General features: G+C 33.8%; 20 protein-coding genes. 7 read left to right on the forward strand and 13 right to left on the reverse strand.

From position 1 onward, the window contains the following. Window positions 1-69: 69 nt before the first annotated feature. The 8 genes from AA089_RS17760 to AA089_RS17795 all read right to left on the reverse strand — a co-directional run bounded on the left by AA089_RS17760 (window position 70) and on the right by AA089_RS17795 (window position 11,371). The gene (locus AA089_RS17760) at window positions 70-3,105 is read right to left on the reverse strand and encodes a ligand-binding sensor domain-containing protein (protein ID WP_046758332.1); all 3,036 of its coding nucleotides are present in this window, start codon (window positions 3,103-3,105) and stop codon (window positions 70-72) included. Between the two features lies 1 nt (window position 3,106). Beyond that, window positions 3,107-3,955, reverse strand: coding sequence for an SH3 domain-containing protein (locus AA089_RS17765; RefSeq protein WP_082113312.1), 849 nt, complete (start codon window positions 3,953-3,955; stop codon window positions 3,107-3,109). 169 nt (window positions 3,956-4,124) lie between these two features. Further along, on the reverse strand, window positions 4,125-5,174 hold the full coding sequence (locus AA089_RS17770; RefSeq protein WP_046758334.1) for a hypothetical protein: 1,050 nt from the start codon (window positions 5,172-5,174) through the stop codon (window positions 4,125-4,127). Between the two features lie 553 nt (window positions 5,175-5,727). Beyond that, complete coding sequence (locus tag AA089_RS17775; RefSeq protein WP_046758335.1) at window positions 5,728-5,943, reverse strand: hypothetical protein; 216 nt, start codon at window positions 5,941-5,943, stop codon at window positions 5,728-5,730. A gap of 428 nt (window positions 5,944-6,371) precedes the next feature. Continuing rightward, complete coding sequence (locus AA089_RS17780; RefSeq protein WP_046758336.1) at window positions 6,372-6,743, reverse strand: cupin domain-containing protein; 372 nt, start codon at window positions 6,741-6,743, stop codon at window positions 6,372-6,374. Then, complete coding sequence (locus tag AA089_RS17785) at window positions 6,733-7,329, reverse strand: hypothetical protein (protein ID WP_046758337.1); 597 nt, start codon at window positions 7,327-7,329, stop codon at window positions 6,733-6,735. Before AA089_RS17785 ends, AA089_RS17780 begins: the two co-directional genes overlap by 11 nt. Before the next feature lie 27 nt (window positions 7,330-7,356). Next, entirely contained in the window at window positions 7,357-8,862 is a 1,506-nt protein-coding gene (locus AA089_RS17790; protein WP_241480011.1) for a helicase HerA-like domain-containing protein, read from the reverse strand. A gap of 169 nt (window positions 8,863-9,031) precedes the next feature. Further along, the gene (locus tag AA089_RS17795; RefSeq protein ID WP_053002547.1) at window positions 9,032-11,371 is read right to left on the reverse strand and encodes a T9SS type A sorting domain-containing protein; all 2,340 of its coding nucleotides are present in this window, start codon (window positions 11,369-11,371) and stop codon (window positions 9,032-9,034) included. 228 nt (window positions 11,372-11,599) lie between these two features. Here AA089_RS17795 and AA089_RS17800 point away from each other — a divergent pair, with 228 nt between their 5' ends. Next, entirely contained in the window at window positions 11,600-12,133 is a 534-nt protein-coding gene (locus tag AA089_RS17800) for a DUF2059 domain-containing protein (protein ID WP_046758338.1), read from the forward strand. A gap of 60 nt (window positions 12,134-12,193) precedes the next feature. On the opposite strand, the gene AA089_RS17805 is transcribed toward AA089_RS17800, so the two are convergent. Continuing rightward, window positions 12,194-12,898 carry a class I SAM-dependent methyltransferase gene (locus tag AA089_RS17805; protein ID WP_046758339.1) on the reverse strand — a complete coding sequence of 235 codons (705 nt, stop codon included), beginning with the start codon at window positions 12,896-12,898 and terminating at the stop codon, window positions 12,194-12,196. Window positions 12,899-13,193: 295 nt separating this feature from the next. On the opposite strand from AA089_RS17805, the gene AA089_RS17810 reads away from it, so the two are divergent. The 3 genes from AA089_RS17810 to AA089_RS17820 all read left to right on the forward strand — a co-directional run bounded on the left by AA089_RS17810 (window position 13,194) and on the right by AA089_RS17820 (window position 15,864). Then, complete coding sequence (locus tag AA089_RS17810) at window positions 13,194-13,700, forward strand: YkgJ family cysteine cluster protein (protein WP_046758340.1); 507 nt, start codon at window positions 13,194-13,196, stop codon at window positions 13,698-13,700. 64 nt (window positions 13,701-13,764) lie between these two features. Further along, a complete protein-coding gene (locus AA089_RS17815; RefSeq protein WP_046758341.1) occupies window positions 13,765-14,616 on the forward strand; it encodes a sterol desaturase family protein in 852 nt (283 codons plus the stop codon). 9 nt (window positions 14,617-14,625) lie between these two features. Continuing rightward, on the forward strand, window positions 14,626-15,864 hold the full coding sequence (locus AA089_RS17820) for a glycosyltransferase family 4 protein (RefSeq protein ID WP_046758342.1): 1,239 nt from the start codon (window positions 14,626-14,628) through the stop codon (window positions 15,862-15,864). Window positions 15,865-15,956: 92 nt separating this feature from the next. Here the strand turns inward: AA089_RS17820 and AA089_RS17825 are convergent, their stop codons facing one another. Beyond that, on the reverse strand, window positions 15,957-17,213 hold the full coding sequence (locus tag AA089_RS17825; RefSeq protein ID WP_046758343.1) for an exo-beta-N-acetylmuramidase NamZ family protein: 1,257 nt from the start codon (window positions 17,211-17,213) through the stop codon (window positions 15,957-15,959). 8 nt (window positions 17,214-17,221) lie between these two features. Here AA089_RS17825 and AA089_RS17830 point away from each other — a divergent pair, with 8 nt between their 5' ends. After that, a complete protein-coding gene (locus AA089_RS17830) occupies window positions 17,222-18,463 on the forward strand; it encodes an ABC transporter permease (RefSeq protein ID WP_046758356.1) in 1,242 nt (413 codons plus the stop codon). Between the two features lie 245 nt (window positions 18,464-18,708). Beyond that, a complete protein-coding gene (locus AA089_RS17835) occupies window positions 18,709-20,070 on the forward strand; it encodes a pyridoxal-phosphate dependent enzyme (RefSeq protein WP_046758344.1) in 1,362 nt (453 codons plus the stop codon). A gap of 67 nt (window positions 20,071-20,137) precedes the next feature. On the opposite strand, the gene AA089_RS17840 is transcribed toward AA089_RS17835, so the two are convergent. The 3 genes from AA089_RS17840 to AA089_RS17850 form a co-directional block, all read right to left on the reverse strand. Beyond that, complete coding sequence (locus AA089_RS17840) at window positions 20,138-20,422, reverse strand: hypothetical protein (RefSeq protein WP_046758345.1); 285 nt, start codon at window positions 20,420-20,422, stop codon at window positions 20,138-20,140. Between the two features lie 586 nt (window positions 20,423-21,008). Continuing rightward, the gene (locus tag AA089_RS17845; RefSeq protein WP_046758346.1) at window positions 21,009-21,203 is read right to left on the reverse strand and encodes a hypothetical protein; all 195 of its coding nucleotides are present in this window, start codon (window positions 21,201-21,203) and stop codon (window positions 21,009-21,011) included. A gap of 264 nt (window positions 21,204-21,467) precedes the next feature. Continuing rightward, window positions 21,468-21,662: a hypothetical protein gene (locus AA089_RS17850; RefSeq protein WP_046758347.1), complete on the reverse strand. Its 195-nt coding sequence runs from the start codon at window positions 21,660-21,662 to the stop codon at window positions 21,468-21,470. Between the two features lie 180 nt (window positions 21,663-21,842). On the opposite strand from AA089_RS17850, the gene AA089_RS17855 reads away from it, so the two are divergent. After that, on the forward strand, window positions 21,843-22,424 hold the full coding sequence (locus AA089_RS17855) for a hypothetical protein (RefSeq protein ID WP_046758348.1): 582 nt from the start codon (window positions 21,843-21,845) through the stop codon (window positions 22,422-22,424). Window positions 22,425-22,590 lie beyond the last annotated feature (166 nt).

Below are 22,590 nucleotides of genomic sequence, written 5' to 3' on the forward strand. Positions count from 1 at the left end.
ATAATAATTAGACTTAAATAAATCTAAAAGCGGTCTAACTTCCAACAGCGACAGCAATCTTTCATCTAATTAATAATCTGTTTCCAACGGAATTTTAAATGAAATTTTCGTTCCAGCTAAGGTATGATCTTTTTTAGACATATCTTCAATTTTTAGCGTGTTGCGTCCTGCCAAGGATTCAATTCGCTCTTTGGTTACTTGCAACGCCATCGACTGATGATCGGTACTTTTTTTGTTTTGTTGCGATTGATTGATGCCTATGCCGTTATCCGTAATCGTCGCATACAAAAAATGATTGTCCGTTTTAAAATGCACCTTCAATTCGCCAGGTCGTTGCAATGGCATAATTCCGTGTCGAATAGCATTTTCTACAAATGGTTGAATCAACATTGGAGGAATGAGTACTTCTTCCGGATCTAACTCAGAAGTGACATCAATTGTATATGAAAAATCTTTGCTAGCCATCAAACGTTCCACTTCAATATAGTTGGAAAGCGTTTTGATTTCTTGCGAAAGCGAAATGCTATCTTTTCTAGAATTTGTCAAGGTTTCACGCAATAAAACAGCAAAAGTATTAATGGTATTGTCCATTTTTGGAATATCGTTTCTACTCATGCCTTTGATGCCATTCAAGACATTGAAAATAAAATGCGGATTCATTTGCAAACGCAATGCTTTTTGTTCTAGCGAAAGCAAATGATTTTCTAATTGTAAACGTTCACGAATTGCTTTGTTTTTAGCTTTGATCCGTTTGATATAGCTGTAAATGATGAGAATGATAATTAGCCCAAGTATTGTCCAACCAAGATTTTTAAACCATGTTTTTTTGTACAATGGTTGAATGACGTGCAGTTTAAAACCAATGGAATCACTTTCCAGCCAATCTTTGTTACGTGCTTGCGCCATAAAATCATGATCTCCGTAGGTTAAACCGCCAATGGTAATTTTACTTTCCTTTGTCCACGAACTCCAATCTTCCTCGTCAAATTTATACCGATATACGATGGCTTCAGGATTGTCTAAATCTACAGAGCGAAATTGAAATTTTATATTATTTTGATCTTCAGGAAGTTGCAATCTTTTGTCAGTATTTGTCCATTGCTGCAAATCGATAGAATCTAAACTTTTTGAATCAACTTCGATGTCTTCAAAATGTATTTTCGGTTTTAAAAGTTGCTGCTCCGAAGTAGAAGGTTGGTATTTTGTAAGTCCGTAAATTGTACCAAACCAAAGATTTCCTTCTGTATCTTTTGTAGTAGCATTATGGCAAGTTTCGATTCCTAAAAAACCATCATTTCTTCCGTAGTGAATAACGTTGGTAATTTCATTTTTCTTGTTTAATGTAATTTGATCTACGCCACCTTCACTTCCTGCCCAAAGTGTTCCATTATCGTCAAAAATGAGTTGATAGATATTGTCTGAGTAGAGGTCTTTTGTTCCTTGTAATTGGTTGAACTTTAGTTTAGAAGATAGTTCCGAATACCAAATTCCTTTTCCAAACGTGCCAATATACATGTCATAATTGTGAAAACGTATGGTTCCGATCGTGACTTCGTTTCCAGTGACATCTTTTGGCATTAGGTGCGTAACTTTATCTTTTTTGATGTATCCTAAATGTCCTTTGTTGGTACAATACCACATACGACCAGTTTCATCACGAGCCAAATCGCGAATGGACAAATCTTTGATGCCTTCTTGTACACCAAATGTTTTGATATTGTAAATTTGTTTTTTGTCAAAATCGTACTGAAATCGTACAATTCCATTGGAATATGTTGCCGCCCAAATTTGTGAACCAACTATTTTTATATTGCGAATCCAATCGGAAGGTAAACCGTCTTTTGTAGTGATACTTGCACTGTAAATATCTTCAACTTTGAGCGTTTCATAGGTAATTTCATCTACGAAAGTGCTATCGTACACAATAGAATCACGAATCTTTTTTTGATAAATGTAGATGCCTTTTCCTTCGCTTCCTGCCCAAATTCGTCCTGCGGTATCGTTTGTAAGTGTTTTTACTTTTACCGTCAAATACTCACTTGCGGCAACTTCTTGATGAATTCCTGTAGAATCAATGGTCATTAAACCCGATTCAGACGTAGAAAGCCACAATTTTTTGTCATAGCTGTGTACCGCGTAAATACGATTGGCTGTCAATCCATTATCTTTTGTGTAATGTCTAAAATTATTTTTTTCAAACTTAAATAATCCGCCACCTGACGAACCAATCCAAATATTGTTTTGTCGGTCTTTGTATACTTCACGAATGTTATAGACAGACAAACCATTTCGTTTTGTAATTGATTTTTCAGGCAAATTGTCCGTTAAGTTGATTCGTTTGATGCCTGCATTTGTCGTATTAATCCATAATTCAGCATCGTTAATAACCGTGATGCTATTGATTTTTTTGACTTCAGAAACTATTTGAAAACCTTTTTCTTTAGGTGTAAACGCGAAGACTCCATCCGTAAAACTTGCCGCAATTACTTTTTGCTTATATTTTGCCAACGATTTGAAATCGCCTTCGAGAACTTTTGTAAAGGTTGCCGAATTTTCCAAACGATCCGTTTTCCATAAGCCTTTTCGCGAAGCAATCCAAAATGTAGTTCCATCAAATAATACATCATTTATTTGAGTTGCATTTAAGATAGCGTTGCAGTTTAGTGGTTTTGCGCCTTCATTGGGTTTGTAGTAGTACAATCCTTTTTTTGTCGCTAAATAGGTGTTGTTTTCCGTAGTTTCAATATGAAAAATTGTAGGTGTTGCATATTTTTTGAATGTATTTTTTACAAGTGTAGAAAGTCCTTGACGTGTTCCAATAAGCAATGTGTCGTTTGAAAACTGTAATGCATGAATGTAATTGGAAGCCAACCCATTTTTTTCTTTCCAATTGGTAAATGAAAGTCCATCAAAACGTACAATTCCGCCACCTTGTGTACCAATCCATAAATACCCAAAATCATCTTGAACAATAGCATTTACTTGCGATTGCGGCAAACCATCTTTTAAGGTATATGCGCGCAATTGATTGTTTTGTGCTGAGGAAATACAGCAATAAAAAAGTATGAAAGCGAGTAGGAGATATGTATTAGAAATAAATTTCATCTTAGTTTTCAGGCGTTCTTTTTGCGAATTTTTTTGAAAATTCTGGCACTAGCTTTTCGCCATTCCATTCAAATATACGTTTCATATGTTTGGTTTCGTACCATTTTTTTTCTTCATCAATCAATTCTTCTTCTTCTTTTGTAAAAATAATGATCGGTTGTCCATTTTCTTCATTGAAAGTATAGGTGAATTTTTCTATTAAACCATAAACGCCACCATCGCCAATTAATGATAAATCTGCAATTTTAACCAATTGATAGTTTTCCTTCAAAAATAATACCGTTGTGCCATTTTCTGCGCCGCAAGAATCGCCAAAGTAGTTTATGTTTACAATTTGAATTATATTTTCTAAGTCGTACGACGAGTCAAAACTAATTCCGATGTTATTATCTAATGGTTCAATTGTAGTTTCTGTATATGCTTTTGTAGTAGCATTAAAAATAGTTCTGATGTGTAGTTTTCCAAATGCATCTTCTCCTTCTGTTTTATGTAAATAAAAATGTTGATCGCCACTTTTTTTGTGCGCATTTGCGATGAACTGTCCAGCAATAAAACCAGTTTTATCATTGTGTTTTACCTCATACCAAGCCGTTTTCGCTGTTGCAGTTTCTAAAAATTGATCCGTTTTTTTTAAAATAGTCACTTCATCGCCAATACGCAATATCGTAATAACTTCAGAAGTGGTATTTGGTGCAGCTCTTAATTTTACATTATCGCCAAAAAGAGCATATGTTGTGTTGACTCTAAAACTTTCTGCTACATAGGTAATTTCTTTTTCCTGAGCGTACGTATGCGACAAGCAGCAAATAAAAAATAGCGTTAGAAGGATTTTGGATTTTAAGAAATGCATGACACAAATATAGTTTAAAATTGATAGGTTTAGAAGTAAACACAATCGAGAGTACTTATTCCGTAATTAAGCATCTCGACTGCGTTTATAAAGATTTAAAAATGTTATGATTAGAGGAGTGAAAGACTACTCATTTTCAAATCATCAAATTTTCAAATTGATACATTTACTACAATTGTGTGTAATAGCGTTGATTGTCAAATTCTGTGCGAACATACGATAAAGGATTATTGTGTTGCATCATCGGTTTCATTACGCAAACGGCAGTAGATTTTCCTTTGATGATTATTTTTTGACCAACTTTGACAGCTTTCCATCTAAATTTTTCTAAAGGAATTCCAGTGTCTTTTACTTTTTGCGCGTATACTTCATTGTCTTCAATCCAATCCATAATTTCGTTTGCATCTGCTAATGAAGGCACATCTTCATCATCTGAGAATTGTACTTCCCAACGAATTGGAATGTTGAATTTGTATGCAAATGGCTTTCCAGGTTCCGTTTCTTCTTTCGTTCTGATGGCATCTAACCAGTGAATGTCTTCGTAAGGATAGTTACGGATAAATTGCTTTGATAAATCTACATTTCCTGGCGATTGTGCTGTTGGATAGTATCCGTAAAATGCTTTGGCTAAGAAGTGTTTTTGAAATTGCCCGTTGAAAACCGTTGCATGTGGAGTGGCAAATACTTTTGGCTGATAGTTTGCTGTAAACGTTTGTTTCAATATTTGCAATAATGCTTTGTTTTTGCCAAGTTCAGAAGTGTGAAACACAAGTTTGCTGTTTTCTGCCAATACATTTTCAAGTTTAGGAAGTGTACTTTCTTTTAAACAGTTTAGTAATGATTCTTGTGATAAAGGTACGCCATGAATAGTTGTTTCTAATGAAAGTCCTTGTTTTGCGTTTCCTTTGTTTACAATATGAATTTCCTTGTAATCTTGTGCATTGTGATTTTTATTTAGCCAAGCTATGATTTCTTGAAGTGAAAACGCATCATCAACAATGGTATAATTTTGTGCTTCAAAATGCTTTTTTGCATCTTTATAATACGTTTGTGAACCTTTATCGTATCCTGCAATAAATACAACTGCTTGCTGTGCGACTACTTTTTCGCTTGCTTCCAACGAAGCGATATCTTTCGTTTCTTCTTTTGGGGAACATGCAAATACGAGTGCTAATACAAGTCCCATGAATCCTGTGAATCTTAATGTTTTTGTGTTCATAGTGTTGTGATTTTAAAATTATACGTTGTGTGTTTTTTGTGTTGTTATATTTTGTTGATTTAGTGTAAAAATCAGCCTGAATACGTTCAATCTGCTTTCGGATTGAAACGACTATCAGCATTGCATTTTGAAAACCCACTCTTCAATACATTTTGATAGTCACTTTTGACAGCCATCAAAAGCTATTCAAGCTGATTTTACCCAACTAACCAACCTAATTTGTTTAATTTGATCTTGACTTAATCTTATTTAAGTTTTTCATATCCATTTTACTTAAATGATTCAAATTCAGTTTCTATTTTTCATTTTCTTTGTTTGCCCAAAGAAAACGAAACAAAAGAAAGGGCACTTTTAGTTTATGTCGTCTACATTTTAAATTAAGGTATTCATGAATGCACAGCATTTCCAGAGGTGTTTTTAGCTGAAAAAGCTAAAACCGCAATTCTTTCTCTAAATTTTTTCCAAGGCTTCAAAAATTCTTAACGAGAAAGTATTTCTACACTGCGGAAAAGAAAAAAACTTACTATTTTCAACATTGAGCCAATCTTCATAGTTATCTTTTTAATGTAATAGACGCTGCTTGCTGTATTGGCAATGCAATGTGTTGCAATTGCATGCGTTTTGCTAATGTTGGACTTGAAATCCATCTGCCTTCTTGATATAAAGCAACCGCGTTTACTTTTCCTTTTGCATCAAACTTTAAGTTGATTTGCGAATAGATATTCAAATAGTTTTGAATCATTTTTGTTGCTGTTATATCGTACCACATTTGTTATTTCTTTTTATTGTTTGTAATTTTTTAGATGCGATTAAGATGACTTTGTTTCTTAATTACATTTCAAATGTAGTAGCAACTTCACGGTTTTTTGGAGTGCTTTTAGAATTCGTTGGTGGTAAACTAGAATTCGTTTTAAAACATAAAAAAAGCAGTAATGAATTGTATTTCATTACTGCTGTTAACTTGAGTTTAATGTAACTTTTTATAGTATGATTTTGTTTTTAAAAATCTTAGTGGATAATGTCAAATCGAGCATTATTGAAATCGAAAAATTTTTTGATTGAAAATACGTAGCGAAGCTATCGAGATTCAATGCACACAATAGATTTCCTATTTTTCTCGACTGCGCTCGAAATGACAGTGTGTATTTTTTATACTAAACTATGTTTTAATGATTTATTTAAATATATATATTTCTACTATTCTTCTTCTCGGTGAACTAAATCCATTGAGAATGCAGGCAAACAAATTGCCAAATATTCGCAATCATCTTCAAACGGATTGGAATATTGAACACGCGTGTTTTTTTCTATTTTGATTGATTGTCCCGCTTCTAATACGATTGTTTCACCTTCAATGATGAATTGCTTTTTTCCTTTGATGATATAAGTAAATTCATCAAATTCAGGAGTTTGAAACGGTTCTTTCCATTTCGGAGGCGCAATCATATGTGCAATGCTTACATTTGAATTTCCGTCTGTAGCATTTCCAAAATGCTCTTCAATTAGTTTTCCGTCTGTGGTTGGAACTACAAAAGGTGCTTTTTGAATGTGGTATTTTTTAGTGCTCATCTTTCGTTTCGTTTTCAGTGTTGGTTTCCTCTACATGTTCCCAATTGATCATGAAGTATTTTATTTTGGCTGCATCAGGAATTTGAACAGCTTCAATATTCAAACTTGGATTGTAACGCAAATCTTCAGGAAGTTCTTTCTTATCAATAGTAAAATATTCATTGCTATCTACAATAACCACAATGGTATTCATGGTATTGTAAATGTTTTTGATAGTATAGTTTTCACGAATATCCTTAAAGGTACTTTTTGTAGAAATGCCTTTTGCCGTTTTAAAACGATCATCATGAATTTGAATTGTTTTAATTTTTTCGTTTGTATCGTGTTGTTGTCTTGGCGTAATAGTTAATAATTGTTTTCCACCTTTTTCATAAATCAAATATTTATCATCGCCAGCTTGCACATAATCGCCTTCGCCAATACGCTTTACCAAGGAATCATTTGCATAGATAGAATCCAATTGTTGTACCGTAATTTCTTTGTGTAATTTTCCAATTTGATCTTTCTGAATCAAAAATGGATCTTCTTTTTTTGCACAACTAGCCAAACTAATCATGATAATTCCGAGGAATAAAAACTTCTTCATTTATTTATTTTAAATTTTACTTTTTTATTATTTGATCACTTTTTTAAGAACTCCTAAAACACTTCGAAGGAATGTAACACTTGTGAGTAATTTTACAATCGGATTTTGGCGTGTACTTTTTCGGCTTGAGCTTCTTGAAGATTTCGCTTCAGCTTTTGCTTCTTTTTCCTTCTCATGAATAGCTTCTGCCTTTTTAATCTTCTCATTTAGCATTTCATACGCGCTTTCACGATCGATTTCCTCGTTGTATTTTTTTATCAATTTCGAGTTGTCCGTGAGCTCTTTTAATTCAGCAGGTGTCAATACATCCATACGACTCATTGGCGCACGCAACATGGTAGCAGCCAGTGGAGTTGGGCGTCCTTTTTCATCTAAAGCAGAAACTAAGGCTTCTCCAATTCCTAATGAAGTTAGTACTTCCGCAGTATCGTAATATTCAGAGTCTGGATAGTTTTCAGCTGTTAGTTTAATGGCTTTTCTATCTTTTGCGGTAAATGCACGTAATGCATGTTGTATTTTTAAACCTAATTGTCCTAAAACCGCATCAGGTACATCTGTTGGATTTTGTGTTACGAAATACAATCCAATTCCTTTGGAACGAATTAGTTTTACGATGCTTTCTATTTGGTTTAATAATGCTTTGGAAGCTTCTTTGAAAATTAAATGCGCTTCGTCAATAAATAGTACCAATTCTGGTCGTCCGCTGTCGCCTTGCTCTGGAAATGTTTCATAAATTTCAGCTAATAAACTCAGCATGAAGGTTGAAAATAGTTTTGGCTTATCTTGAATATCTGTCAAGCGAATAATGTTGATATATCCTCTTCCGTCTTTATCAATTCGAGTTAAATCTTCAACATCAAAGGAAGTTTCTCCAAAAAACAAATCGGCTCCTTGTTGTTCCAATTCTACTATTTTACGCAAAATTGCACCTGTGGAAGCGCTTGAAATACGTCCGTACATTTCTTTAAATTCCTCTTTTCCTTCGCCTGTTGCGTATTGCAATACTTTTTTAAAGTCTTTCAAATCGAGCAAAGGCATTTTGTTGTCATCACAGTATTTAAATACAACTGCGACAATTCCTGATTGCGTTTCGGTCAAATCTAAAATTCGAGAAAGAAGTACAGGTCCAAATTCGGAAACGGTGGCACGCAAGCGCACTCCATCTTGATCGGATAATGAAAGTATTTCTACAGGAAAGTTATTGGCTTCAAATGGAAACCCAATTTTTGTGTGGCGTTCGTCAATTTTTGGATGTCCAGCACTTGGTTGTGCTATTCCACTTAAATCACCTTTAAGATCCATTAATAATACTGGAATTCCTTTGTCAGATAAGTTTTCAGCAAGAATTTGCAAGGTTTTTGTTTTTCCTGTTCCCGTTGCTCCCGCAATTAAACCATGACGATTCAGCGTTTTTAAAGGAACTTTTACATAGGCTTCCGTGACCGTTTCTCCTTCATGCATTGCAGCGCCCATGGTAATATAATCGCCTTTGGTTGCATATCCTTTATCAATATGATCTTTAAAATTTTCCATCGAATTATTCATTACTTCCAAAATTTCGTTAAAAATAAGCGATTTTAATGAAGTCCAAAAAGATTGTTGACAATTTCCAAGAAAGTTATTCAATTGAAAAGTATACTAAAAAAAGCATCCGTTCTTCTTATGAAAACGGATGCTTCTCTATATAATTGTAAACGTTAAGTTAGTATTTGATGACCTTTTTAGTGATGCTAATATTCGTTTCTGGGTCTAAGATTTTGATGAAATATAAACCAGCTGCCTCACGTTGCATGGACAAGGTGTTTGTGCCAGTTGCAAATGCTCCTGTTTGTAAACGTTGTCCTGTAATATTTGTAATTTCGTATACTAAGTTTGAAAATCCATTCACAGAAACTGTAAAATCAGTTGCAGATGGATTTGGATAAATTCGTAAGTTATTATTCAGCGCTTGTTTACTAACGCTTAGTGGCATGATAACATTGAATAAGTTAGAAGCACTTCCACCGAAATCTCCGTTTCCATTGATCAATACATTATTGTCTTGATCTTCCAATCGATATGTTCCTGCTCCGTATAAACAGCAAATTCCGTCTCCGTATGAATCCAAAATGGTAAAAGTATAGCATTCATCAAATGTCGTAATTGTTACATCTGTAACTTCATCTGGTTGTGTACCATTAGTTCCTGTCGTAATATAAGGTCCGCCGCTTCCCACAACAGTTCCGCTAGAATTTTCTAAAGTCCATGTAGTTTCAGCTCCGTAACGGTCAGGTGTAATAATAACTCTGATTGTTGTTGCTTCATAAGTTACAGGAATTGTAAATAATCTTGTGTTTGAATCATTACTAGTAGATTGATCAGCATTTCCGTTAGGATTAGCTACAGAAGCATTAAATGCGTGTGCTCCAACACCTGAAACGGCTATTGGATTTAGCGTGATATCTTCAAAAGCATCGGTTGCTAAATTTCCTGTCCAGTTGATTGTTGAAGTCGCGCCGCTATCCAATTGGTAAGTAATTGTTGCACTTGTTAAAGCCACACTTCCAGCATTTGTAATACGTATGGTTGGTGTAATGGTTCCATCGCATACACTTGTAGGAATGTCTAATACACTAATAGCCGCATCAAAATCAAATGTTTGAAGCGGTGGAAATTGTTGCAATGATACTGGATTTGTTCCTGCTGGATCTAACCAAAATTTTAATTGTGCATTGCTTGAAGCACTAAAATCCCATGATACGCCAAAACGTCCGTACCAATCTTCCTGATTGTTATCATTTGTTCCTGAGCAGGCAGCAAATCCTCCAGATAGTTTTCCAATAACCAATCCATTTTGATCAAATAAAGGCGATCCAGAAGAACCTGGTTCTGTAACACCTAAATCCCAATCAGCAATTCGCCATATTTCTGTAGATGGATTTCCATTAAAGTTAATTGCTTGTCTTACTGCAATATCTTCATCAACACATACTTTTTGAATGTCTCCACTTGGATGATGAATACCAACCGTTAATGATGGTACAGCAGTTGTTGAACGATTCCAACCTGCCCAAACTACATCTGGACTTCCCGCAAAGAAAGCTGCATCTGTAATTTCAATCAATGCCATGTCAGATTCAGAGTTTGCAGCTCTTAAAATTCCTCCACTAGCTGTTTGTAAAAAAGAATTGTTTACACTTGGTGCGTTTGTAGCACAGTCAGCAACGGATGCATCACTTGCCCAGTTGAAACGAAATGCCCAACCAGCAACAGAGCCACCTAAACAGTGATTTGCTGTTAAGAAGTATGGCGTTCCATCGTTGTTTGTATTGTTTACTAAAGATCCTGTACAAATTCCTGTTCCGCCACCAACAACAATCATACCTACAGATTTTTTTACATCTTCTTTGATATCGTGTGCTGTTGAATTGAATGCCGAAATATCACAGTTTACATCTACATTACAAGCTCCAGAATCGTTAATTGCTTCAGGATTTCCGTCTGAACTATGATTTTGTAATGTACGATATCCGTGAATGACATTTCCAATATTCAAGCGTCCTTGACCTTTAACTTTTTTTGGTTCAAAATATTCAATCCAAATGTTTTCGCCTTGTACCATCCAAGTTCCTAAAATTTCTTCAGGACTATTGTGTTCGTGTGTAAAAACATTTAGTATTTCAGAACGATCATCATTATAAATGTATACTTTTCCACCAATAGGAATGTTGTAGCGATCAAAAATTAAATTCATTGTCAATGCATTCGGAGAAATAAAGTTGATTCTCCAAATACGATCTCCATTAGGTAAGTTATGCCATTTTCCAGCATTGGATAAACCAAAATCAACAAAATGATCATAACCAAATCGCCATGGAATTGACTTATCCATATCATTTACCGCGTCTTCTGCTTGTAAAGGTGCCAAATTTGGTCTTGGTAACTCAATCGGAGTCACTTTTTCAATTTCTGAAAGATTCCAACTTTCGGGTTTTGGACGTAGGTTCTGTGCTGTTGCCTGAAAAATAAAGGCTAGCAAGACTAGAAGGATAATTTTTTTCATAGTATTTAGTTCTTGGTTAAATAGTTTTAGTAATTTTTGTCGTGAAATTAACAAAAAAATAACATTATGAATGGATATTTATTGATTTATAGTGAAATTTGATAGATTTTTCTTAATAATTTTCAATTTTTAACAGATTGATGAATAAAAAAATATATTTGTAATGCTTTTGGAATACTATTTGAAAAGCACTCATTGTAAAACACCTACCCGTTTTATTTTTACACTATGAAAAATTTATGTATTGCCATTTTATTTTTATGCAGTTTACAACACACGGTTGCACAAACTGATCCGTATGTCGAAAATGTAAAGCATTATTTAGCAATTAATGGAACTCAACAACAATACGAAGGCGCTGTTGACGGAATGTTCACGATGTTACGAAAACAATTTGAAGCGTATAAAATTCCAGAAGCAGTTTGGAAAGAGCTAGAAAGTGTGAAAAGTACACAAGTTGATGAAGTAAAAGCTATTTTAGTATCCGCTTATAAAGCTTATTTTTCATTGAATGATATCAAAAATATGATTGTTTTTTATGAATCAGCAGCAGCAAAGCAAATGTTGGCAGATACTACAAAATTGACCAATGTACAGCGTCAACAAATTGGAAATTTTTACGATTCTGAAACGGGACAAAAAATAATTGCGAGTAAAGATGGTTTGGCAAAAATAGAAGGAGAAATTTCGATGCAATGGAGTGGCGAATTGTATAAAAGTGTCCTTAATAAATTGGCCGAAAAAGGATATAGTCTTAATTAGATCATAACCTTAGTTATAAAATTTAGATAAAGTTCACTATGATTTTCGAAGTGAACTTTTTTATTTTGATAGTTTTGCTAAATAATCATAATGTTCTCCTTCGAGTACGAGTTCACAGTGTAAACCGCATGCGTGTGCTGCATTTTGCAACGTATTGTAGTCAATATACAACCAATGAAATGGTGCTTCGTGTTCGCCTTTGTAACTTACATAATACAATAATTCGCCATAATAATCAGTTTCCGACGGAATCCATTTGCCGCCATCTTCATCTTCGTCAAACATATAAATGATATCAGACGAATCAACCAAAATTTGTCCACCATCATTTAGTAACGTTTTTAAATGATGTAAAAAGTTAGATATGTGTTGTAGCTTTCCACACATTCCGGCACCATTCATTAATAAAAGAATCGTGTCAAAATTTCCAGTAAAATCTAACACATCTGTTTGAATTGCTGTTGAAATTCCTCGAAGTTTACAGGCTTCAATTGCTTTTTCAGAAACATCAATCGCCGTAACATCTAAGTTGCGTTCGTTTTGTAAATACAAACTATGACTTCCTGCGCCGCAACCAACATCTAATACGTTTCCTTTAGAGAGTTGTAAAGCCGTTTGTTCCAATTGTGGCATTTCTTCATACGAACGAAATAAATAGGGAAGAGGCAACGAATCTTCTTCAGAAATCGATGTGGCCGTGACTAAATCTTCTGTATAATTTCCTTGCTGATAATCTAAAATGGCTTTTCCGAATAAATCTTTCATGAATCTAAAATGTTGCTCGCGAGCAAAAGTACATCAAGTAATTGATATTTAATCGAAAGACCCAAAAAAAGCAACGATTCATACATTGTATTCCTCGTTGCTTCCGTGTTAACTATAACCTAAATAATTAACCTATAACCTTAATTTTAACCTATTTGTGCAAGAAAAAGATACACAAACATCAATCTGCTGAATGATTTTTTTATGATATTCAACCTTTAGTTACACAGGAAAAGATTTGTTACCCAACAAAAGCAAAAAATATCATGTACTTTTGTCGCAAACTGAAAATTTCATGCAAGATTTTATTGATAAGCTTCCCAAATTGGCAAAAGACGTTGAAGTGGAGAATCGAAAATTCTTTGATAAGCTCAAAAAGCGAACTCCAAAGAATTTAGATTACATCATGCAAGATTTACATGATGAAGAGTTTGAAAAAACAGATTGTTTGGAATGTGCGAATTGTTGCAAAACGACAAGTCCTATTTTTACAAATGCTGATATTGCTCGAATTTCCAAGCATTTTAAAATGAAAGAACATCAATTTATAAGTCAGTTTTTATACTTTGATGAAGACAATCATTATGTGTTACAAAGCGCGCCATGTCACTTTTTAGGCGCCGATAATGAATGTATGATTTATGATGTACGCCCAAAAGCTTGTCGCGAATATCCGCATACCAATCGTAAAAAGTTTCATAAAATCTCTGAAATTACAATGCAAAATATTGCCATTTGTCCCGCAACCTATAATATTATGGAAAAGCTAAAAGCGGTAATTGACACAAAAGCAAAACGTTAATTTGGACTAATTTTTAGAAAAACGTATCTTTATAAGCTACATAACCTACGAAATCAAACCTATTTTGGACAGTATCTTAGCATATTTTGAATCAATTCCTTCTTCGCATCGAAGCGCCATTTTAATTGGTGGAATCGCATTTTTTTGGCTTATTGAATATCTAATTCCGCTATTTCGATTTAACTATAAAAAAGTAAATCATGCAGGAATCAATATCTTTTTTACGCTCACAACTATTATTATTAATTTTTTCTTGGCCTTTTTATTATTCAAAGCTTCCGAATGGACAGTGACTCATAAATTTGGAATTCTCCAATGGATTGATCTTCAATTTCCAACATTATCTGCTTGGTGGTATGTGTTACTTGGCGTAGCTTTATTAGACTTTTTTGGCGCTTGGTTGGCGCATTACGTTGAGCATAGAATTCCAGTATTATGGCGTTTTCATTTAGTACATCACACAGATACACATGTAGATACGACAACGGCAAATCGTCATCATCCTGGCGAAAGTGTCATTCGTTTTGCATTTACGTTGATTGGAGTAATTATCGTTGGCGCACCTGTGGCAATTATTATGTTGTATCAATCAATGTCGGTGGTACTTTCTCAGTTTAATCATGCCAATATTAACATTCCCAAAAAACTTGATACTTGGTTGAGTTACATTATTGTTTCGCCAAATATGCACAAAGTACATCATCATCATGTGTTGCCATATACAGACACAAATTATGGTAATATATTTTCTATTTGGGATCGAATATTTCAAACCTTTGCTACAAAAGATCCCGAAACTTTAGTGTACGGCGTTGATACCTATCCACAAGCTGCGGAAAATGCAAACTTGAAAAGCTTATTAAAAATTCCGTTTAACAAATATCGTCCGCCTACAACGTTGAATGCTGATGAATAATTTTACAACATGAAACAGCATGTTTTAGTCATTGGTTACGTTTGGCCAGAGCCAAATTCGTCCGCCGCAGGAACGCGTATGTTGCAATTATTACACGTATTTCGAGCACAAAATTGGGAAGTTACGTTTGCTTGTCCAGCAGCTGAAAGTGAATTTGCTGTTGACTTACGTCAGATTGGAATTGCTTCAAAAACTATTCAGATTAATGATTCAGGATTTGACGATTATATACAAAAATTGAATCCGTCTATCGTTTTGTTTGATCGTTTCATGATGGAAGAACAATTTGGTTGGCGCGTTGCTGAACATTGTCCAAATGCGTTGCGAATTCTGGATACAGAAGACTTGCACAGTTTGCGAAAAGCACGACAGCAAGCCTTGAAAGATGGAAAGGATTTTCATATCGATCAATTAAAAAGTTACAACCTAGCACAACGTGAAATTGCGAGTATTTTACGCTGTGACATTTCATTACTTATTTCAGAAGTAGAGCGTGATATTTTAATCAATGATTTTAAAATTGACGCTTCTTTATTGTTATACATTCCATTTATGTTGGAATCGTTATCAAAAGAACACATACAAGCTTTACCAACGTTTGAAGCACGCCAACATTTTGTAACCATTGGAAACTTTTTGCATGCGCCCAATCGTGATATGGTATTGTATTTAAAAAAAGAAGTTTGGCCAGTTTTACGAAAAAAATTACCCAAAGCCGAAATGCACATATATGGTTCGTATGCAAAACAAGACAGTTTGCAGTTGCATCAGCCAAAAGAAAAATTCTTTGTACATGGCAGAGCTGAAAGTGCTTCGGAAGTGATTTCAAAAGCTAAAATCCTATTAGCGCCATTACGTTTTGGCGCAGGTTTAAAAGGAAAATTTATTGATGGAATGCAAAACGGGACACCTTGTGTAACTACTACTGTTGGAGCAGAAGGAATGCCTGGAAATTTACCGTGGAACGGAGTTGTTTCTGACGATATAGAAACTTTAGTAAATGAAACAGTAGAATTGTACACAGATAAAAATCGTTGGTCAACAGCGCAGCAAAATGGTTTTCAAATTCTTTCCAAACGCTATCAAAAAGAAATCTTTCAGCAACAGCTTTTAGACAAAATAGAAACGACTCAAAACAATCTTACAACACACAGAACAAATAACTTTTTCGGAAGTATGTTACAGTTACACACTTCAAAAAGCACGAAATATATGTCGCTTTGGATAGAAGCGAAAAATAAGGTTTGAAATGATAAATATTAAATGCTGAATTTTAAATACAAAAGTGTATTTTTTAGACCCAAGACCCAAGACCCAACACCAAACACCCAAAAACTCAATCACTCATACATCAAATACTGCTCGCGAATTTTCTTAAAAGCTTCCAAACCTTCTTGCCAACTTGCTTTAATTTCAGCTTCAGTTAGTCCAGCTTCAATTTGTTGTTGTAGTTTATCGGTTCCAGCGAGTTTCCAAAAGAAATTATCTGTATTGAAAAAAGATTTTTTTGGCGCGTGTTGCTGATGTGTTTTGTAAAACTCTAACAGCCATTTTAAGTTGATTTCTGACAATCGTTTTTCTTGCGACAAATCGTAACCATGACATTCTTTTCCATTGTTTTTTGGACTTTTTGCTCCAAAATTTGGCTTTGGTGTAAAGCTATATGTATGTCGTTTCAAGAAATAATCTGGAGTTCCTGCAATTTGAAATTGTTTTTCTGTTCCGCGCCCAATACTTACGCGTGTTGCTTCAAGTAGACACAAACTCGGATATAAATTTATAGATTGATCATTCGGTAAATTTGGCGACGGTTTTATGGGTAAACTGTAAAACATATCATGTGTGTAGTTTTCAACTTCAACAACAATCAATTCACATTGAACAGCATTTTTTAACCAATTTTCGCCATTGATCATTTTTCCATATTCGCCAATCGTCATTCCGTGAACAATTGGAATTGGATGCATTCCTACAAAACTTTTAAACGCCGTTTCTAAAATTGGTCCATCTACATAATGTCCATTCGGATTTGGTCTGTCTAAAATTAACACGGGAATATTCGCTTCCGCGCAAGCTTCCATTACATAATGTAAAGTAGAAATATAGGTGTAAAAACGTGCGCCAACATCTTGTACATCAAAAATGACAATATCTAAATTTTCTAATTGTTCGGGATATGGTTTTTTGTTTTTTCCATACAAAGAAACAATGGGTAAACCCGTTTTAATATCTTTTCCATGTTTTACGAGTTCGCCAGCATCTGCTTTTCCTCGAAAACCGTGTTCGGGAGAAAAAACCGTTTGTACATTCACGTTCAGTGCTACCAACGAATCTACCAAATGTGTATATTCGGTATCCGATTTAAAAATTACACTTGTTTGATTGGCAACAATTCCGACGCGTTTATTTTTGAGTTTTGGTAAAAATACGGCTGTTCTATTTGCGCCAACTACGATATCTTTTTTCGTTTCTGGAATTACAGTAGCAGCGGTTGCTTCAGATTTCTTTGAGTTTTGTGTTGTATTGGCATCACATCTTGTAAAAAATCCGATTAATAACAACAATAAAAATGTATTTTTGAAAAAATTATAAACCATTCTTGAATTTGAATTACGAGTTTTTTATTGCCAAACGTATTATTAAGGCAAAACAGTATAAAAGTAGTGTATCTGCAACAATAATAAAAATTGCTATTGCTGCTATCGCCATCGGTATTGTAATGATGATGGTTGCGATTGCTACAGGAATGGGATTGCAAAAAACGATCCAAGAAAAAGTGTCTACATTTAACGGACACATTCAAATTTCTACGTTTGACAATAATGATTCGGAAGTTTCTTTACTTCCTGTAGATCCAAATCAAGAGTTTTATCCAAATTTCACACAAGTTGAAGGTATAAAACACATTCAGGCAGTAGCTACGAAAGCAGGAATTATTCGTACGGAAAAAACCTTTGAAGGTGTGTTGGTAAAAGGTGTTGGTGCTGATTACGATTGGACATCTTTTGAAGATTTTTTGAAAGAAGGACGTTTGCCAAATGTAACTGAAAAGCGAGAAAATAAAGAGGTTTTAATTTCAAGATATTTAGCACGACGTTTAGAATTTAAGCTAGGAGACACATTTAAAGCCTTATTTTTAAAAGAAAATACCAGCGAAATACCAAATGAACGTACGTTTGAAATTGTAGGTATTTACGAATCAGGCTTTCAAAAATTTGATGAAAATGTGCTGTTTGCAGATATTCGCCACATTCAGCGGATGAACAGATGGAAAAATGGCGAAATTGGAAACTTTGAAGTTTTTCTAGACGACTTTGAAACGATTCAACAAAAGGATGACGAAATTTACAGCGTCATTCCGCCAAATTTAGACACACAAAGCGTTATTAGTAAGTTCCCGTTTATTTTTGAGTGGATCTCATTGTTTGATGTAAATATTTTTCTCATCATCGGAATTATCATTATTGTTGGCGGAATCAATATGATAACAGCTTTGTTGGTGCTTATTTTGGATAGAACACCAATGATTGGAATCTTAAAATCATTAGGAAGCAACAATTGGAGCATTCGAAAAATATTTTTGTACAATGCTACGTATCTTATCGCTATTGGTTTAGTGGTTGGAAATGTACTTGGAATTGGACTAATTTGGGCGCAACGAACATTCGGATTCTTAAAATTTCCGAATCCTGAACAATATCATACGGCAATCATTCCTACACATATAGAACTGTGGCATATTATTGCGCTCAACATCGGAACGTTGGTACTTTGTGTATTAATGTTGATTTTACCTTCGTATATCATTACAAAAATAACACCTGTAAAGGCTATAAAATTTCAATAAATAAAGAATTTCTTTATAACTAGTGTTAAATCGAGCGCAGTCGAGATTCAATTAAAACGTTAGATTTGTTTTGATTCTCGATAGTTTCACTAGGTATTTTTAATCAAAATATATTTGATCTTAAATAATGCTCTAACTGACAAACTAGATAATTTTGATAATCCCTTTCTACTTCTGCAAGACTTTTCAATTCGGTAACATAAATCTAAAGAGAGTTTGTATCTTTGTACGCTCAAAATACAAGCATGGAATACGCAGAAAATATATTAGGCACTATTGGAAACACACCGATGGTGAAAATGAATGCCTTAGTGAAAGATGTTGACGCTTTGGTATTGGCGAAATATGAAACTTTTAATCCAGGAAATTCTGTAAAAGATAGAATGGCGTTAAAGATGATTGAAGATGCAGAAGCGGATGGACGTTTGAAACCAGGCGGAACTATTATTGAAGGAACTTCTGGAAATACGGGAATGGGATTGGCGTTGGCTGCCGTGGTAAAAGGATACAAACTTATTTGTGTGATGGCGGATAAACAATCGAAAGAAAAGATTGATATTTTACGTGCCGTTGGTGCAGAAGTTGTCGTTTGTCCAACTGCTGTTGAACCAGACGATCCTCGTTCGTATTACTCAGTTTCAAAACGTTTAGGAGAAGAAACACCAAATTCTTGGTACGTAAATCAATATGATAATCCGAGCAATGCACAAGCGCATTATGAGAGTACAGGACCAGAAATTTGGAAACAAACTGAAGGAAAAGTTACTCATTTTATAGTTGGAGTAGGAACAGGAGGAACTATTTCGGGTGTTGGAAAATATTTGAAAGAACAAAATCCGGACGTGAAAATTTGGGGAGTTGATACCTATGGTTCTGTGTTTAAGAAATACCATGAAACTGGAATTTTTGATGAAAATGAAATCTATTCGTATGTCACTGAAGGTATTGGAGAAGATATTTTACCAAAGAATGTAGATTTTGATATTATTGACGGATTTACGAAAGTAACCGATAAAGATGCTGCCGTTTACACACAGCGTTTGGCGAAGGAAGAAGGTATGTTTTTAGGAAATTCTGCAGGTTCAGCTATCAAAGGATTGTTGCAACTAAAGGAGCATTTTACTAAAGACGATGTGGTTGTGGTTTTATTCCACGATCATGGAAGTCGATATGTTGGAAAAATGTTTAATGACGATTGGATGCGTGAACGTGGTTTCTTAGATGAAGATATTTCTACAGCGGCAGATTTAATTAAAGATCATCACGATAAGCCATTGGTTACTGTAAAAACTGGCGAATTGGTTTCACATGCTATTGAGCGTATGCGTAAGTTTAAAATATCTCAAATTCCTGTAGAAGATACTGAAGGTTTTGTTGGTTCAGTAGATGAAACTACTTTGTTTTCAAAGTATATGGAAAATAAAGAAATTAGCGATATGTACATCTCAGAAATCATGCAAAAGCCGTTTCCTGTAGTACATAAAAATGCTGCTATTGATGACATTTCTAAATTGATTACGAAAGATAATCAAGCTGTATTGGTTGATTTAGGAGATGGAAAACACCATATTATTACCAAATACGATATTATTAAAGGAATTAGTTAATTCTGAATTATCTTATATAAAAAAAGCCGAATACAACAAGTATTCGGCTTTTTTGTGAAATTGTATTTTATAAAAGTGGATCTTTATTTTTAAAGTCAGATACCAACCTTTTGTAGCGTTTTTCAAGATTTCGATTATCGATGAGTATGATAATTAATACGGCAAAGAAGATAAAGATGGAATAGCTTAAAATGGAATTTAAACTTCCTTTTAGCGTACTTTCATCATCTAAAACGTTCGTCAATACTCCTGACGCGTCAGAATCATTTGCAGTTACAGTACTAGTTATAGAGCCTTCTAGCTTGTTATCCGTTGTTTTCGGAGTACTAGCAAGCAAGTAAATACTACACATGAAAAATAATAATATGGTAAATTGTATTTTCACAACATAAAAATATAAAAAAAAACTCACAAATTTTACATTAACTATTGATTTTAAGTATTTTATGAACTGTAAAGTTCTTGAAAAAAGGACAAGTACTTTAGTTTTATCAATGAAGTGAGTTGTTTTTATTCACGTTCAAGATTATTTTTCAAAAAAATATTACAAAGCATTACATGATACATAATTTTATGTAATCGCCTTGTTTTCAATAGTTTACTTTGTGATTTTCTAATTTTTTTAAAACGGGTTAAATTCATTTAAACACATCAAAAAACAAGCACATTTGCTTGCAACGATTCATGAAATGAAATACTCGATTTGGGGGGCAATCAGTGTAGAAAAAACATGAATATTATCGTCTGATTCAGATGTAGTATCTAAATCATTTCTTTAATGTGAAACAAAAATAACAACTTTTTTCTTAAAAAATTGTATTTATATAACAGATTTGTTGCAAAGACAGGAAGATTCAAAGAAATGTTCCATTTTTAACACAAAACTTAAAAAAAAATCTCTCCATAGAGTTCTTACGAAGAGATTTTGATATCTATGTTTAGTGTTCTTGAGCGGTTTCAAGTTCGGTTGGCGGACAAATTTCAACAGATTGACATGTATAATTACACGTACAAACGCCAAGTGGAAATGTTTCTCTAAATGAGCTCAAATCGCCTCCAGTGATGATTAAACTATCTAATTTACTGATTGACTTTTTGTTTAATTGTAAACTTTGTGTTGTTCTTTTTTTCATGATTTATAGTTTTGATTTCTTTCAAGATATGAAAAAACTAGCTTACATTATTATGAAATTTAGCATAAAAAAAGCTCAACACAACAACTGTGTTAAGCTTTTATAATCTAAGTTCTATTGTTACAACTATTTTTAAAATGTAATGATCATGGTATCACTTTGTAAAATTTATATTGAGCAACTACCATTGTATAAATGCTTTTGAAACCGCAGTTTCTACATGCTATGTACTTTTACCATCACAGTTATTGTAACGAAAAATCTTTATGCAGGATGTGTTCCCATATCACAATGCCAGTTTTGAGTACAGTTATTTCCTGTACAATATTCTTGTAGCGTTCCCCAACAGTTATTAGGCGCATAACTTGTTGTAGTTCCACCACCTTTGGCACTGTCCGTGTTTAAATCTGAAACAGATTTCTTATTAAGCTTTAATGACTTAAGATTCTTTTTTTTCATGGTAAAAAGTTTAAAAGTTAATTTCTTTAAATGTAAGAATAACACAGATGATTTTCTTACGGTAAAACCTTAATAATTTTAGTTGTTCTCTTTTTTTTACACATTCCAATACACTATTTAGAGTAGAAATCTACACTTTTTATATTAATACGTATATTGAGCATACTTAATAGTGTTCCCATGAATAATGTAAAATCCTTTCAAGAAATTCTGTCAATAGGCTATATTTATTTAATTGCTATCGGAATTTTAAGTGAATCTTTTTATTACAGTCAAATAGGAATTAACATTCTCAGTTATTCCAGTATTTTAGATGTGTTGATAAGTCCTATAGCGAAGTTAACATCTAGTGTAAAGACCTTAATTGTTTTCTTTGTGTTACTGTTTTTGGTATTTCAGTTGCCTAAATTGTTAGTGAAGAAAAGAGAGAAAAATTGGTTTAAAAAACGCTTAAAGTTAGAGGAAAACCTCACTGATAAAGAAGTAGAATCTACGCTATTACGAAGTTTTCTGTTCATATTTTCTATCATGTTATTTGGTTTCTTTATCGGAACAGGTATGGGACAAGGCTTAGGAACTTCACGTAAGATTGAAAACAACGATATTAAATATCATGACCACATCACGTTTCTTGATGGAGAAAAAGTGAACGTAAAAATAATGGGCGTCAATAGTAGTTATATTTTTTACTTAAAAGAAGACAATAAAACAGTGCAAATAACACCAATTAACAGTGTTGTAAAGAGTATTGAAAATAAATAATACCAAACTTACTTGAAATTATTGTAATACCACAACATAAGAGTTTTAGTTCACTACTTTTTTAAAACATCTCGTGCAACTATTTTGTTGTGTCCTATTGGTTTTCATATAAAAACAAGAAAGGCGAGTAACCAACCAGTCATGGTCGGAAGAAAAAATCTTCCGA

Source organism: Kordia jejudonensis (assembly GCF_001005315.1).
Taxonomy (GTDB): Bacteria; Bacteroidota; Bacteroidia; order Flavobacteriales; family Flavobacteriaceae; genus Kordia; species Kordia jejudonensis.

Bases quoted from the DNA above. Each gene is read 5' to 3' on its own strand.
- AA089_RS17760 (WP_046758332.1), bottom strand. From the start codon at position 3,105: ATGAAATTTATTTCTAATACATATCTCCTACTCGCTTTCATACTTTTT.
- AA089_RS17765 (WP_082113312.1), bottom strand. From the start codon at position 3,955: ATGCATTTCTTAAAATCCAAAATCCTTCTAACGCTATTTTTTATTTGC.
- AA089_RS17770 (WP_046758334.1), bottom strand. From the start codon at position 5,174: ATGAACACAAAAACATTAAGATTCACAGGATTCATGGGACTTGTATTA.
- AA089_RS17775 (WP_046758335.1), bottom strand. From the start codon at position 5,943: ATGTGGTACGATATAACAGCAACAAAAATGATTCAAAACTATTTGAAT.
- AA089_RS17780 (WP_046758336.1), bottom strand. From the start codon at position 6,743: ATGAGCACTAAAAAATACCACATTCAAAAAGCACCTTTTGTAGTTCCA.
- AA089_RS17785 (WP_046758337.1), bottom strand. From the start codon at position 7,329: ATGAAGAAGTTTTTATTCCTCGGAATTATCATGATTAGTTTGGCTAGT.
- AA089_RS17790 (WP_241480011.1), bottom strand. From the start codon at position 8,862: ATGGAAAATTTTAAAGATCATATTGATAAAGGATATGCAACCAAAGGC.
- AA089_RS17795 (WP_053002547.1), bottom strand. From the start codon at position 11,371: ATGAAAAAAATTATCCTTCTAGTCTTGCTAGCCTTTATTTTTCAGGCA.
- AA089_RS17800 (WP_046758338.1), top strand. From the start codon at position 11,600: ATGAAAAATTTATGTATTGCCATTTTATTTTTATGCAGTTTACAACAC.
- AA089_RS17805 (WP_046758339.1), bottom strand. From the start codon at position 12,898: ATGAAAGATTTATTCGGAAAAGCCATTTTAGATTATCAGCAAGGAAAT.
- AA089_RS17810 (WP_046758340.1), top strand. From the start codon at position 13,194: ATGCAAGATTTTATTGATAAGCTTCCCAAATTGGCAAAAGACGTTGAA.
- AA089_RS17820 (WP_046758342.1), top strand. From the start codon at position 14,626: ATGAAACAGCATGTTTTAGTCATTGGTTACGTTTGGCCAGAGCCAAAT.
- AA089_RS17825 (WP_046758343.1), bottom strand. From the start codon at position 17,213: ATGGTTTATAATTTTTTCAAAAATACATTTTTATTGTTGTTATTAATC.
- AA089_RS17835 (WP_046758344.1), top strand. From the start codon at position 18,709: ATGGAATACGCAGAAAATATATTAGGCACTATTGGAAACACACCGATG.
- AA089_RS17840 (WP_046758345.1), bottom strand. From the start codon at position 20,422: ATGTGTAGTATTTACTTGCTTGCTAGTACTCCGAAAACAACGGATAAC.
- AA089_RS17845 (WP_046758346.1), bottom strand. From the start codon at position 21,203: ATGAAAAAAAGAACAACACAAAGTTTACAATTAAACAAAAAGTCAATC.
- AA089_RS17850 (WP_046758347.1), bottom strand. From the start codon at position 21,662: ATGAAAAAAAAGAATCTTAAGTCATTAAAGCTTAATAAGAAATCTGTT.
- AA089_RS17855 (WP_046758348.1), top strand. From the start codon at position 21,843: ATGAATAATGTAAAATCCTTTCAAGAAATTCTGTCAATAGGCTATATT.